This is a genomic window from Pararhodobacter aggregans, from assembly GCF_003075525.1.
GTDB classification, from domain to species: Bacteria; Pseudomonadota; Alphaproteobacteria; order Rhodobacterales; family Rhodobacteraceae; genus Pararhodobacter; species Pararhodobacter aggregans.
The window spans coordinates 21,715-35,162 of record NZ_QDDR01000008.1 but is presented as its reverse complement, the minus strand read 5'-3'; the positions used below and the strand labels follow the sequence as shown (position 1 = coordinate 35,162).

General features: G+C 66.6%; 15 protein-coding genes. 9 read left to right on the top strand and 6 right to left on the bottom strand.

Annotated features, from left to right (window positions below; translation table 11 throughout):
* Positions 1 to 54: 54 nt before the first annotated feature.
* Positions 55 to 1,236, top strand: a complete 1,182-nt coding sequence (locus tag DDE23_RS15120; RefSeq protein WP_107752597.1) for a benzoate/H(+) symporter BenE family transporter — start codon at positions 55 to 57, stop codon at positions 1,234 to 1,236.
* Here the strand turns inward: DDE23_RS15120 and DDE23_RS15115 are convergent.
* Both DDE23_RS15115 and DDE23_RS15110 read right to left on the bottom strand, forming a co-directional pair.
* Positions 1,214 to 2,122: a DMT family transporter gene (locus DDE23_RS15115; RefSeq protein ID WP_107752596.1), complete on the bottom strand. Its 909-nt coding sequence runs from the start codon at positions 2,120 to 2,122 to the stop codon at positions 1,214 to 1,216. The two genes, DDE23_RS15120 and DDE23_RS15115, sit on opposite strands and share 23 nt — an antisense overlap.
* Positions 2,123 to 2,304: 182 nt before the next feature.
* A complete protein-coding gene (locus tag DDE23_RS15110) occupies positions 2,305 to 2,616 on the bottom strand; it encodes an ETC complex I subunit (protein WP_107752595.1) in 312 nt (103 codons plus the stop codon).
* 171 nt (positions 2,617 to 2,787) lie between these two features.
* Here DDE23_RS15110 and uvrB point away from each other — a divergent pair, with 171 nt between their 5' ends.
* Both uvrB and DDE23_RS15100 read left to right on the top strand, forming a co-directional pair.
* Entirely contained in the window at positions 2,788 to 4,986 is a 2,199-nt protein-coding gene (gene uvrB, locus DDE23_RS15105; RefSeq protein ID WP_107752594.1) for an excinuclease ABC subunit UvrB, read from the top strand.
* Positions 4,987 to 4,992: 6 nt separating this feature from the next.
* A complete protein-coding gene (locus DDE23_RS15100) occupies positions 4,993 to 5,472 on the top strand; it encodes a YdcF family protein (protein WP_157958041.1) in 480 nt (159 codons plus the stop codon).
* On the opposite strand, the gene DDE23_RS15095 is transcribed toward DDE23_RS15100, so the two are convergent.
* Positions 5,469 to 5,870, bottom strand: a complete 402-nt coding sequence (locus DDE23_RS15095; protein WP_107752592.1) for a universal stress protein — start codon at positions 5,868 to 5,870, stop codon at positions 5,469 to 5,471. The genes DDE23_RS15100 and DDE23_RS15095 overlap by 4 nt on opposite strands.
* Before the next feature lie 72 nt (positions 5,871 to 5,942).
* Positions 5,943 to 6,533 carry a rhodanese-like domain-containing protein gene (locus tag DDE23_RS15090; RefSeq protein ID WP_107752591.1) on the bottom strand — a complete coding sequence of 197 codons (591 nt, stop codon included), beginning with the start codon at positions 6,531 to 6,533 and terminating at the stop codon, positions 5,943 to 5,945.
* Between the two features lie 150 nt (positions 6,534 to 6,683).
* Between DDE23_RS15090 and gyrA the strand changes: the two genes are divergently transcribed.
* The 5 genes from gyrA (at position 6,684) to gluQRS (ending at position 12,323) form a co-directional block, all read left to right on the top strand.
* On the top strand, positions 6,684 to 9,383 hold the full coding sequence (gene gyrA / locus DDE23_RS15085; RefSeq protein WP_107752590.1) for a DNA gyrase subunit A: 2,700 nt from the start codon (positions 6,684 to 6,686) through the stop codon (positions 9,381 to 9,383).
* 54 nt (positions 9,384 to 9,437) lie between these two features.
* Entirely contained in the window at positions 9,438 to 9,788 is a 351-nt protein-coding gene (locus DDE23_RS15080; RefSeq protein ID WP_107752589.1) for a DUF6614 family protein, read from the top strand.
* A gap of 59 nt (positions 9,789 to 9,847) precedes the next feature.
* On the top strand, positions 9,848 to 10,066 hold the full coding sequence (locus DDE23_RS15075) for a hypothetical protein (RefSeq protein ID WP_107752588.1): 219 nt from the start codon (positions 9,848 to 9,850) through the stop codon (positions 10,064 to 10,066).
* Positions 10,067 to 10,147: 81 nt separating this feature from the next.
* Entirely contained in the window at positions 10,148 to 11,479 is a 1,332-nt protein-coding gene (gene trmFO, locus DDE23_RS15070) for a methylenetetrahydrofolate--tRNA-(uracil(54)-C(5))-methyltransferase (FADH(2)-oxidizing) TrmFO (protein ID WP_107752587.1), read from the top strand.
* A 1-nt stretch (position 11,480) separates the two neighbouring features.
* Entirely contained in the window at positions 11,481 to 12,323 is an 843-nt protein-coding gene (gene gluQRS / locus DDE23_RS15065) for a tRNA glutamyl-Q(34) synthetase GluQRS (RefSeq protein ID WP_107752586.1), read from the top strand.
* 20 nt (positions 12,324 to 12,343) lie between these two features.
* Here the strand turns inward: gluQRS and hisI are convergent, their stop codons facing one another.
* Entirely contained in the window at positions 12,344 to 12,703 is a 360-nt protein-coding gene (gene hisI / locus DDE23_RS15060; protein WP_107752585.1) for a phosphoribosyl-AMP cyclohydrolase, read from the bottom strand.
* Positions 12,704 to 12,737: 34 nt separating this feature from the next.
* Here hisI and DDE23_RS15055 point away from each other — a divergent pair, with 34 nt between their 5' ends.
* Positions 12,738 to 13,178, top strand: coding sequence for an iron-sulfur cluster assembly scaffold protein (locus tag DDE23_RS15055; RefSeq protein ID WP_107752980.1), 441 nt, complete (start codon positions 12,738 to 12,740; stop codon positions 13,176 to 13,178).
* 126 nt (positions 13,179 to 13,304) lie between these two features.
* Here DDE23_RS15055 and DDE23_RS25725 read toward each other — a convergent pair whose 3' ends face one another.
* Positions 13,305 to 13,433, bottom strand: coding sequence for a hypothetical protein (locus DDE23_RS25725; protein ID WP_272947883.1), 129 nt, complete (start codon positions 13,431 to 13,433; stop codon positions 13,305 to 13,307).
* Between the last annotated feature and the right edge of the window lie 15 nt (positions 13,434 to 13,448).

Sequence of the window (13,448 nt, the reverse complement as noted above, 5' to 3'; positions counted from 1 at the left end):
GCTGCTTTCCATCTTGTGCGCTATAGCGCACGGGCGTAAAGGGGATCGACCGCAATAACGCACGATTCCTGCTTAGAGGCCGCCTTGCTCCCGTTCAAGCTTTCGCATGTCGCGGCCGGATTCATCGCCGTCCTGGTGGGCTATACCAGTTCGGTCGCCATCATCTTTCAGGCCATCGACCGGCTGGGCGCGACCGATGCCCAGGCCAACAGCTGGATGCTGGTGCTGGGGCTGGGCATGGGGCTGTCGACCCTGGTCCTGTCGCTGGGCAACCGGATGCCGGTGCTGACCGCCTGGTCGACCCCGGGCGCGGCGCTGATCGCGCTGAGCAGCGGCCTCAGCCTGCCGCAGGCCACCGGCGCCTTCATCCTCTGCGCGCTGCTCCTGATCGCCACCGGCCTGAGCGGCTGGTTCGACAAGCTCACGCGGCTCATCCCCGACAGCCTGGCCAATGCGATGCTGGCGGGGATCCTGTTTTCTTTCGGCATGAAGATCTTCGACGCGCTCGGCAGCGACAGGACATTGGTGCTGCTGATGGGCGCCGCCTATCTCGCGCTCAAGCGCCTCGCGCCGCGCTATGCGATTGCCGGGGTCTTCTTTGCGGGCCTTGCCTACGTTGCGGCGACGGGCGGGTTCGAGGGCGTCAGCCTGCCGGTCGCCCTGGCCCGGCCGGAATTCGTCATGCCCGAATTCTCGCTGCCCGCGCTGATCGGGCTGGGGCTGCCGATGTTTCTGGTGACCATGAGTTCGCAGAACATGCCGGGCGTGGTGACGCTGCGCGCCGATGGCTACAGGCCCGACATCGGCCGGGCCATCACCGTGACCGGGCTCTTCAGCCTGCTGCTGGCCCCCTTCGGCGGCTACGCCTTCAACCTCGCGGCCATCACCGCGGCGATCTGCACCGGGCCGGACGCCGACGACAATCCCCGCACCCGCTACAAGGCCGCGCTGTTCGCCGGCAGCTTCTATGTCGTCATCGGGCTGATGGGGGCCACGGTGATCGGCCTCTTCCTCATCCTCCCCAGGGCGCTGGTCCTGACCATCGCCGCGCTGGCGCTGCTGGGCTCCATCGGCAACAGCCTGTCGGCGGCGATGGCCCCGAAGGACGAGCGCGAGGCGGCACTCCTCACCTTCATGGCAACGGCGAGCGGCTTCAGCCTTTACGGGATCGGCGCGCCGTTCTGGGCGCTGCTGCTGGGGCTGGTGGTCCGGTTCAGCCTGCGCCGGGCGCGCTGACCGCCGCGCGCCGGGGCCCGGCGTTCATCATCCAGACCCCGGCGATCGCCGCGCAGAGGCCCAGCACCACCGGCAGCGACAGCCGCTCGCCCAGCACCGCCACCCCCAGCAACACCCCGATCCCCGCCCGCAGATAGCTCTGGCTGGCGACGCCCAGCGGCCCCAATGTCCGCACCAGCCGGAAATAGACCAGCAGCGCCAACCCGGTGCAGGAGACCGCCAGGATCAGCGTGGCCGCGAGCGCGGTGAGGCTTGGCCTGAGGCTCAGCGGAGCCTCGACCACGAAGGCCAGCGGCACCAGCACCAAGGTCGCCCAGATCATCGTCCCCAACGCCGTCTGCAGGGCCCCGACCCGGGCGAAGTTGCGCCCATGAAGCGCCGCCCCCGCGTAGAGCATCGCACCCGAGAGGCAGGCCAGCTGTCCGGCCAGCGACTCGCCCAGCCCCGCCAGCGCCTCGACCCCCACGATCAGCACCACGCCGCCCAGCCCCAGCAGCGCCCCCAGCAGCTTGCGCGCGTCAGGCGCCTCCCGCGTGAAGAACACGGTAAACAGGAAGACGAAGATCGGCGAGGTCGAATTCAGCACGCTCGCCAGACCGGCCTCGACATGTTGCTGGCCCCAGGCCAGCACCGTCCAGGCGCCGATACTGTTGAAGAAGGCCTGCAGCCCCAGCCTGCCCCAAAGCCGCCAGCCGCGCGGCAGGCGCTCGCCGCGGATCCTCAGGACCAGTCCGAGAAACAGCGCCGCCCCCGCGACCCGCAGCGCGATCAGCGTGACCGGCGGGATCTCGGCCACCGCCACCTTGGTAAAGATATAGGACGAGCCCCAGAGCAGCGCCAGAAGCCCCAGCAGGGCGTAATCGAGGGTCTTGTCCTGGCTCTGCATCGGGGGCTCCCTGTGATACCGGCCCGGTGTTACCCCGCCCGCATCCCCCGTTGCTTTCATCCAGGCCGAAGTATCGGCGCAGGGCGCCCCCCCGCGCAGCAAAAAAAGGCGCCCCCGACAGGGCGCCCTCGCATCAGCCTCGACCCGGATCCCGGGGGACCTGCCCCCTCCGGCCTAGCCGCTCAATGCGTCCAGACTTGCCTGCGGTTCGTGGCGAAATTCTCGCCGTAGCCCTGCACGCGGATGTTCGCCGCGCGCTCTTTCGGGGCCTGCACCACATAGTCGATGCCATTCGCGCGGGCATAGGCCTCGGCCTCGGCCTGGGTGGCGAAGCGCAGCCGCACCTGCGACTGGGTGTCACCCGAGCCGGTCCAACCCATCAACGGGTCCTTTTCGCGCGCTTCGGCCGGCGCGAAATCGAGGATCCACTGCTTGGTGCGGGCCATGCCCGATTGCATGGCGTTGCGGGCGGGACGATAGATACGGGCGCGCATGGAAGACTCCGTCTGACTTGCCGCCTTATCCGAAATTCGGCCCCCCCTGACAAGGCTTTCCGGCAAGGCTTTGCGCCGCTTTCCGCACCAGCAGGGCAGCAGCGGCCCTGCCGCCCCTTGCAGAAGAACAAAATAGGCACAATTCTAGGAGCGAAGCCAAAGGTCCGCCCGATGCACAACAACCGCCCCGATGTCCTGAACGACATGCCGATGATGGCCGCCCCCCGGCGAGAAAAGCTGGAGGGGGGCAAGCAATTCGTGCTGAAGACGCCCTTCCAGCCCGCAGGCGACCAGCCCACGGCCATCGCCGAGCTGTCGGGCGGGCTCAGGGACGGCGAGCGCAACCAGGTGCTGCTGGGCGCGACCGGCACCGGCAAGACCTTCACCATGGCCAAGATCATCGAGGAGACGCAGCGCCCGGCGATCATCCTGGCGCCGAACAAGACCCTTGCCGCGCAATTGTACGGCGAATTCAAGGGCTTCTTCCCCGACAACGCGGTCGAGTATTTCGTCAGCTACTATGATTACTACCAGCCCGAAGCCTATGTCGCCCGCACCGACACCTATATCGAGAAGGAATCGCAGATCAACGAGGCCATCGACCGGATGCGCCACTCGGCGACCCGGGCGCTTCTGGAACGCGACGATGTAATCATCGTCGCCTCGGTCAGCTGCATCTATGGCATCGGCTCGGTCGAGACCTATTCGGCCATGACCCAGGATCTGACGGTCGGCCAGCTCTACGACCCGCGCGGCTTCATCGGCGAACTGGTGGCGCAGCAATACCGGCGCAATGACGCGGGTTTCCAGCGCGGCTCGTTCCGGGTGCGCGGCGACGTGGTCGAGGTCTGGCCCGCCCACCTCGACGACCGGGCCTGGCGCTTCAGCTTCTTCGGCGAAGAGCTTGAAGCGATTACCGAATTCGATCCCTTGACCGGCAAGAAGACCGACAGTTTCGAGCAGATCCGCATCTATGCCAACAGCCATTACGTGACGCCCCGGCCGACGCTGCAGCAGGCGATCAAGGGCATCAAGGAAGAGCTGTTCCACCGGCTGAAGCAGCTGAACGCCGAGGGGAAACTGCTGGAAGCCCAGCGGCTGGAGCAGCGCACGAATTTCGATCTGGAGATGCTGGAGGCCACCGGCGTCTGCAACGGGATCGAAAACTATTCCCGCTATCTGACGGGGCGCGCGCCCGGCGAGCCGCCGCCCACCCTGTTTGAGTTCATCCCCGATCAGGCCATTGTTTTCGCGGACGAATCCCATGTCACGGTGCCGCAGATCGGCGGCATGTACCGGGGCGACTTCCGGCGCAAATCGGTGCTGGCCGACCACGGGTTCCGGCTGCCCTCCTGCATGGACAACCGGCCCCTGAAGTTCGAGGAATGGGACGCGATGCGCCCGCAATCGGTCTTCGTCTCGGCCACCCCCGCCGCCTGGGAGATGGATCAGGCCGGCGGCGTCTTTGCCGAACAGGTGATCCGGCCGACCGGCCTGCTGGACCCGATGGTCGAAATTCGCCCTGTTTCCATGCAGGTGGACGATCTTCTTGACGAAATCCGCAAGGTCGCGGCCGAAGGGCTGCGGGTGCTGGTCACCACGCTCACCAAGCGCATGGCCGAGGATCTCACGGAATATCTGCACGAACAGGGCATCCGGGTGCGCTACATGCATTCCGACATCGACACGATTGAAAGGATTGAGATTCTCCGCGATCTGCGGCTCGGCGCCTTCGACGTGCTGATCGGCATCAACCTGCTGCGCGAGGGGCTCGACATCCCCGAATGCGGGCTGGTGGCCATTCTGGACGCCGACAAGGAGGGTTTCCTGCGCTCGGAAACCTCGCTGATCCAGACCATCGGCCGCGCCGCGCGCAACGCCGATGGCCGGGTCATCATGTATGCGGACAAGATCACCGGCTCCATGCAGCGCGCCATGGACGAGACCAACCGCCGCCGCGCCAAACAGATCGCCTACAACGAAGAACACGGCATAACCCCCCAGACTGTCAGGAAAAACGTCGATGACGTGCTGAGCGGTCTGTGGCAGGGCGACACCGATCAGTCGCGCGTCACCACCAAGGTGTCGAAGCCCATGGTCGGCGCCAACCTCGCCGCCCATCTCGACGCGATGCGCACCGAGATGCGCAAGGCGGCCGAGAATCTGGAATTCGAGGAAGCCGCGCGGCTGCGCGACGAGATCAAGCGGCTGGAAGCGGTCGAACTCGCCATCGCCGACGACCCGCTGGCCCGCCAGACCGCCGTCGACGAGGCGGTCGAGGAAGCCGTCAAGACCCGCGGCCGCTCGACCGCGGGCAAGGCCGGGTCGAATGCCAAGCAGGCGGCGAAGAGCAAGGGGCGGCGGCGGTAGGGCCTGTTGTCTGACATCGACAAACCCACCGCCCTCATCCTCGGCGCCGCGGTCTGGCCCGGGGGTGAGCCCTCGCCGACGCTGGCGCGGCGGACGGCGCATGCCATCGGTCTTTACCATGCGGGGCATGTCGGCCGGATCATGGGGTGCGGCGGGCTGGGCACTCATCCCCCGACGGAGGCGGCGCTCATTGCCCGGCTTTGCGGTGAGGCCGGTATCCCCGAGGACCGGATCCTGGTCGAGGACCGCTCTACCTCCACCCGCGAAAATCTGAGGAACGCCAAGGCCTTGCTGCCCGAAGCTGCGCGGGTGGTGATCGTCACCGACCCCTATCATGCGCCACGCGCCCGGCTCATTGCCTGGCAGATCGGCCTCAGGGCCACCACCTCGAGCCCCGGCTGGGACCAGATCGGACCGAAGCAACGCCGCCGCCATGTCCCGCGCGAGGCGCTGGCGCTGGCGGCGGTGCTGCTCAGGCTGCGTTAACGGATCAGATGCACCGCGCAGGTCGCGTGGCGGGCGATGCGCGTCGCGGTCGAGCCGATCAGCGTGGTGTCGCTGCGGTGCGAGGCGAGCACGATGCAATCCGCCCCCTCGGCCTGGGCGAAATCGAGGATGGCCCGGCCCGGGTCCCCTTCCAGCACCGCGACGCCCGCCTGCGTCAGCCCCGAGGCCTGCTTGGCCAGATCGGCGCGGATCGCCTCGCGCAGCTCGTCCTGCCAGCCGGCGGGCATGTAGTCGATGGCGTAAAACGGCGCCTTTTCCATCACATGCACCAGCATGACCAGCGCGCCATGCGCCGAGAGCGCCCGGGCGATCTGCAACTCGCGGCCGATATCGACCCCCGGCTCATAGGCGACGGGAACGAGGATTCTGGCGTACATGGCAATTCCTTTCGCAAGGCCCGGTCGGGGCCGACCCCCCAGATGTAGGGGGCGCCGGCCCCGAGCCCAAGGTCAGTTCTGCGGCACCAGCACCGAGAGGCCCAGCATCCGCCAGACCTGCATGCCGCCGCGGTAATAATGGATGTGATCGGCCGGGAAGCCCGCCTCGATCATGCGGCGGATGGCGGTGGGCGACTGGCCGCACCAGGGGCCGTTGCAGAACAGCAGCACCTGCTTCGGATCCTCGCAGGTGAAACCGTCGATATCGACCTCGCAGCCCACCTCGCCCAACCGGTCGGCCATTTCCGTATAGGGAATGTGGATCGCGCCGGGGATGGTGCCGCCGCGGTAATCGGCCTGCACGCGGCTGTCGATGACCAGCACATCCGGATCCTGAAGCGCCGCGATCACCTCCAACTCGCCCACCGTGGTCACACCCTCGGCCGGGCTCATCGGCTGGATGCAGAAATTGGGGCACGGGCGCGAGGTCATGGCCCATTCGCCGGTCACGACATTGTCGTTGTCCTGAATGCGCGAGATCTCGGCCGGGCCTGCATCGGTCTCGACGGTGACCGAAGCCATGTCGGGGGTGATGTTCACCGGCTCGGCCAGGACGGGCGTGGCGGCCAGCGCCAGCATCACCAGAGGGGTCAGAAGTTTCATCGGGTCCTCCCAGACAGGTTTGCACACAGGTTTCCACCGGAAAGGTAGCACGTTGGGCCGGTTTGTCTCCCCCCGGCATTGCACCCGCGGGTGGCGGTGGGCTATAAGACCGACAACAAAATCTAGCGCCCTGACGCAGACGAGGCCCCGGTGAGCGACGACACGGAAATCCCTGACGAAGCCGAGAAAAAACCCGCCCAGCCGGGTGTCTCGATCGTGCAGGAAATGCGGACCGCCTATCTCGATTACGCGATGAGCGTCATCGTGTCGCGGGCGATTCCGGACCTTCGGGACGGGTTGAAGCCGGTGCACCGGCGGATTCTCTATGCCATGCACGAGGTCGGCAACACTTTCGACAAGCCCTACCGGAAATCCTCGCGCCCCGTGGCGGATGCGATGGGCAAGTACCACCCGCATGGCGACAGCGCGATCTATGACGCGCTGGTGCGGATGGCGCAGGGCTTTTCCATGTCGCTGCCGCTGCTGGACGGTCAGGGCAACTTCGGCTCGATGGACGGGGACAAGGCCGCGGCCTTCCGCTACACCGAGGTGCGGATGGCCAAATCCGCCAATTACATGCTGGCCGATATCGACAAGGACACGGTCGATTTTCAGGACAATTACGACGGCAAGGACCAGGAACCGACCGTCCTGCCGGCGCGGTTCCCCAACATGCTGGTCAATGGCGCGGGCGGCATCGCCGTCGGCATGGCCACCAACATCCCGCCCCATAACCTGGGCGAGGTGATCGACGCGACCAAGGCCCTGATCGAGAACCCGGATCTGACCTCCGAGGATCTGATGACCTATGTGCCCGGTCCCGACTTCCCGACCGGGGCCCAGATGATGGGCCGCTCGGGCGCGCGCAAGGCCTATCTGGAGGGCCGCGGCTCGGTCATCGTGCGGGCCAAGACCCATGTCGAGGAGATCCGCAAGGACCGCTACGCCATCGTCGTCGACGAGATCCCCTATCAGGTGAACAAGGCCCTGATGGTCGAGAAGATCGCCGAGGCGGTGCGCGACAAGCGGATCGAGGGGATCGCCCATGTCGCCGACGAATCCGACCGGATCGGCGTGCGGGTGGTGATCGAACTGAAGCGCGACGCGACGCCGGATGTGGTGCTGAACCAGCTGTTCCGCTTCACCACCATGCAGATCAGCTTCGGCTGCAACATGCTGGCCCTGAACGGTGGCCGGCCCGAGCAACTGACGCTTCGCGATTTCCTCCATCATTTCATCACCTTCCGCGAGGAAGTTGTCACGCGCCGCACGGCCTATGAGCTGAACAAGGCCCGCGAGCGCAGCCATATCCTCTGCGGTCTGGCGGTTGCGGTGTCGAACGTGGACGAGGTGGTGGCGACGATCCGCGCCTCGGCCGATCCGGCCGATGCCCGCGAAAAGCTGATGACCCGCCGCTGGCCCGCGCATGAGATCGCCGGCTACATCCGGCTGATTGACGATCCGAGCCACACGATCAACGAGGACGGGACCTATAACCTGTCCGAGGTTCAGGCCCGCGCCATCCTGGAACTGCGGCTGCAGCGTCTGACCGCGCTCGGTGTCAAGGAAGTCACCGACGAGCTGGAAGAACTGGCCGGCAAGATCAAGGATTACCTCGATATCCTGCGCTCGCGGGCGCGGATCCTGTCGATCATCACCGCCGAACTCGACGAGGTGCGCGAGCTCTTCGCCGTGCCCCGCCGGACCGAGATCATCGACTGGGCGGGCGATCTGGAGGACGAGGACCTGATCGAGCGCGAGGACATGGTGGTGACCGTGACCTCGGGCGGCTATATCAAGCGCACCTCGCTGGCCGAATTCCGCGCCCAGAACCGGGGCGGCAAGGGTCTGGCCTCGATGCAGACCAAGGAAGACGATGTGGTGACCACGCTGTTCGTGGCCAACACGCATACGCATCTTCTGTTCTTCACCACCGACGGCATGGTCTATCAGCTGAAATGCTGGCGCCTGCCGCTGGCCGGGCGGTCCGCGCGCGGCAAGGCGATCATCAACATCCTGCCCATTCCGCAGGGTGTCTCGATCGCCGCGCTGATGCCCATCGACGAGCCCGAGGACGAATGGGAAAACCTGCAGGTGGTCTTCGCCACCTCCGAGGGAGATGTGCGCCGTAACGCCTTGTCGGACTTCACCAATATCCTGCGCAACGGCAAGATCGCCATGAAGCTGCCGGACGGCGTCAGCCTGGTCAGCGCCCGCGTCGCCGACGAGGATGACGATGTCATGCTGGTCACCGCCCAGGGCCGCGCCATCCGCTTCCCGACCACCGATGTCCGGGTCTTCAAGGGCCGCGATTCGACCGGCGTGCGCGGCATCCGCCTGGCCGAGGGCGACAGCGTCGTCTCGATGTCGGTCATCCGCCATTTCGAGGCCGATCCGCAGGAACGCGCCGCCTATCTCAAGCAGCGCCGCCTGATGGCCGGGGCCCCCGACGAGGCCGAGGCCGATGACGAGGAAGCCGTCGAAGCGGGCCAGCTCAGCACCGAGCGTTATGCCGAGATGTCGGCGCTGGAGGATCTGATCCTCACCGTCACCTCGGGCGGCGCCGGCAAGCTCTCGTCCTCGCACGATTATCCGGTGCGCGGTCGCGGCGGCCAGGGCGTCATGGCCATGGACAAGGCCATGCGCGGCGGGGCGCTGGTCGCCTCCTTCCCGGTGGAGCCCGGCGATCAGATCATGCTCGCCACCTCGACCGGGCAGTCGATCCGCGTGCCGGTCGACCAGATCAGCTTCCGGTCGCGCTCGGCTGGCGGGGTGCGGGTCTTCAACACCGCCAAGGGTGAAGAGGTCGTCTCGGTCGCCCGCGTCGTCGAACAGGGCGAGGAAGAGTAACCGATTCTTCAGCCCTGCATGGTTGGATGGCCGGGTCTCCTGAGGGGCCCGGCCATGAACGTTTACCACTGCATGATCGACCTGAAACCGACCGCCAAGGCGCTGGTCTTCGCCCATGCGCTGGATGTCTGGCTCTCGCTCCTGCAGCGGGAGGGGCGGATCGAAGGCTGGCGGCTGATGCGGCTGAAGCTGAAATTCGGCGGCGACGAATGTTCGGATTTCCTGGTCGAGATCGACGTGAAGGATCTGTCGCAGCTGGACCACGCCTTCCATTACCTCGGCCAGGGGGATGAGGAGGCGGCGGAACTCCACGACCAGATGCGCCAGCATATCCAGCACGTCAATGTCGGCCTCTACCGCCCCTTCCCCGATCCTGAGCGTGTCGAACGCATGACTCTGATCTGAGGCCGCCGATTTCGGAACCTCCCGCCCCTCAAGGCGTTGGTTCTGAAAGGAGGTTTCCGATGACCGCACCCCATACCAATGTCGAGCGTGACGCGAAACGCCACAGCCCCGCCCTGACCGGCATCACCATCGCCCTGGTCGCGGCGGCACTGGCCTTCGTCGTCTTCACCCTCTGGCCCAACCCCGAGGATGCGACGCCGAGCCCCGCCGCCGTGCAGGACTCCGGCGCGCAGGTCGAGGGCACGACGCCTGCCCCGGCGCCTGCGCCGGGCCAGTAACCATCCCGATATCGTCCCGGATCGGGGGCGCCCGGGCGGCGCCCCCTTTTCTTTGCAGTCCGGCGCGGCTATTTCCGCCCCATGACACAGGAACTCCACATCGTCGGCGGCGGCATGGCCGGATCCGAGGCCGCCTGGCAGGCCGCGCAAGCGGGCGTGCCCGTCGTGCTTCACGAAATGCGCCCCCAGGTCGGCACCTTCGCCCACCAGACCGGCAATTTCGCCGAGATGGTCTGTTCCAATTCCTTCCGCTCGGACGATGACGAGCAAAATGCCGTGGGCCTCCTGCATTGGGAGATGCGCGCGGCCGGTGGCCTGTTGATGGAAATGGCCGACCGCCATTCCCTGCCCGCGGGCGGCGCCCTCGCCGTCGACCGCGAAGCCTTTTCCCAGGCGGTGACCGAGCGGCTGCTGGCCCATCCCCTGATCCGCAGCGAACCAGGTGAAATCAGGGACTTGCCAGGCGCCGGTCACTGGATTTTCGCCACCGGCCCCTTGACCTCGGACGCGCTGGCGCAGGCGATCCGGGCGGCGACTGACACGCAATCCCTGGCCTTCTTCGACGCCATCGCCCCGATCGTGCATTTCGACACCATCGACCTGTCGAAGGCCTGGTTCCAGTCGCGCTATGACAAGGGCGAGACCGAGGAGGAGCGCAAGGCCTACCTCAACTGCCCGATGACCAAGCCGCAATACGAGGCCTTCATCGACGCGATCCTCGCCGCCCCCAAGGCCGAGTTCCACGAGGGCGAGACCGCGGGCTATTTCGACGGCTGCCTGCCGATCGAGGTGATGGCCGAACGCGGCCGCGAGACCCTGCGCCATGGGCCTATGAAGCCGGTGGGCCTGACCAACGCCAACGATCCCGCGAACAAACCCTATGCCGTCGTCCAGCTGCGGCGCGATAACGCCTTGGGCACGCTCTATAATATCGTGGGCTTCCAGACCAAGATGAAGCACGGCGCCCAGGTCGAGGTGTTCCGGATGATCCCGGGCCTGGAAGAGGCCGGTTTCGCCCGTCTGGGCGGCATTCACCGCAACACCTTCCTCAATTCGCCGACGCTGCTGGACGAGCAGATGCGGCTGCGCGTCCGGCCGCATCTGCGCTTTGCCGGTCAGATCACCGGCGTCGAGGGCTATGTCGAATCCGCCGCCATGGGCCTCGTCGCCGGCCGCCTCGCCGCCGCCGAGATCCAAGGCCGCGCTCTGCCGCCGCCGCCCCGCGAGACGGCGATGGGCGCGCTGATCGCCCATATCACCGGCGATGCGGACGCCAAGACCTTCCAGCCGATGAACGTCAATTTCGGGCTCTTCCCGCCGATCGACGCCAAGGGCGGCCGTCGCGGCCGCAAGGACCGCTACAAGGCCTATACCGACCGCGCGAAAGAGGCGTTCCAGGCGTGGTTGGGTTGACGTGGCCGGGCTGATCACCCGCTTCGCTCCCTCTCCCACCGGGCCCCTCCATCTGGGGCACGCCTTCTCCGCCCTGACCGCCTGGGACCTTGCCAAGGCCGCCCGGGGTCAATTCCTGCTGCGGATCGAAGATATCGACACCGCGCGCAGCAAGCCCGCTTTCGACGCGCAGATCCACGACGACCTGCATTGGCTGAGCCTGTCCTGGCCCGAGCCGGTCATGCGCCAGTCCGAACGACGCACCGCCTATGACGCCGCCCTTGCGCAGCTGGAAGCGCTCGGCGTCACCTACCGTTGCACCTGCACCCGCGGCGATATCCGCACCGCGCTCGCCGCTCCGCAGGAGGGCGCGCCCCTGATCGGCCCCGACGGTCCCATCTATCCCGGCACCTGCCGCCATGCCGGCCATGACAATCCCGCCGCCACCATCCGCCTCGACATGGCCCGCGCCACCGCCCTGACCGGATCCGTCGGCTTCACCGAGACCGGGCCGCTGCGCCCCGGACCCCACCAGTTTGCCCCTGATTTCTTAACGACTCATGTCGGCGACATCGTGCTGGCCCGACGCGATATCGGCACCTCTTACCACCTTGCGGTGACCGTCGATGATGCCGCGCAGGGTGTCACGCTGGTGACCCGCGGCGCCGACCTGTTCGACGCCACGGCCGTGCATGCCCTGCTGCAGCGCCTGCTGGCGCTGCCGACGCCCGCCTATCACCACCATCGCCTGATCCGCGACGAAACCGGCAAACGTCTGGCAAAGCGCGACGATTCCCGCGCGCTGTCGCTCTACCGGGCCGAAGGTGCCAGCCCCACCGACATCCGCCGGATGGTGGGGCTTTAGCCCCTCCCGCCAGACGACCCTCAGCCCTCGGGCTGCATCAACTCGACCTCGGCCCCGTCCCGCACCGCAGTATAGAAACAGCTGCGCCGGTTGGTGTGGCAGGCCGGGCCCGTCTGATCCACCACCACCAGCAGGCAATCGCGGTCGCAATCCACGCGAAAATCCACCAGCTTCTGCGCATGGCCAGACGTCTCGCCCTTGACCCAGAAGGCCTGCCGCGAGCGCGACCAATAGGTCACCTTGCCGGTCTCAAGCGTTCGCACGACCGATTGCGCGTTCATCCAGGCCATCATCAGCACCTCGCCCGTGCGATGATCCTGCGCGATCGCCGGAATGAGACCTTGGTCGTCATAGCGCAGGGATTGCGGATCGAACGGCATGGCTTATATCCTCTCGCGACTGGGAGCGCCTGAAGTGTCCGAAACCTCCGATCTGATCAAGCTCTATTCGACGCGCATCCTCGCGCTGGCGGCCGAAATCCCGCATCTCGGCCGGTTGGGTGCACCGCAGGCCAGCGTCAAGAAGCGCTCGCCGCTCTGCGGGTCGACCGTGACCGTCGATCTTTCGCTGAAGGACGGCCGCGTCGTCGACTTCGCGCAGGAGGTCAAGGCCTGCGCTCTGGGCCAGGCCTCGGCCGCGGTGCTGGGCGAGGTGGTGATCGGCCGCACGCCCGAGGAACTCGAGGCCGCGGCAAGCGCCCTCGAATCAATGTTGAAGCAGGACGGCCCGGTGCCGCCTGCGCCGTTCGACGGATACGAGGCCCTGCTGCCCGCGCGCGAGTTCAAGAATCGCCACGCCTCGATCCTGTTGTCGGTCCAGGCCGCTGCCGAAGCCGCCCGTCAGGCCGCAGCCTGACACCCAGCCCTTAAGACCGCGTAAAAAAAAAACCGCCGCGACAAGGCGCGGCGGTGAGTGGCGTGTCTGGTGGGTCAAGGGCGACGGGACAGTCGGCGCCTCTCCAGACCGCAGGCAGGAAGCAGGTCAGGCCATCAGCGGCGCGTAAAGCGCAGCCGTGAAAAGAATAAACAAGGCGAGCACACCCACCGCATCGCCCAGCATCGCCAGGCGTTCATTACGAGGGTCGTTGATCTGACGAAGGATGCGGCGCATGGCGAACTCCCGTGT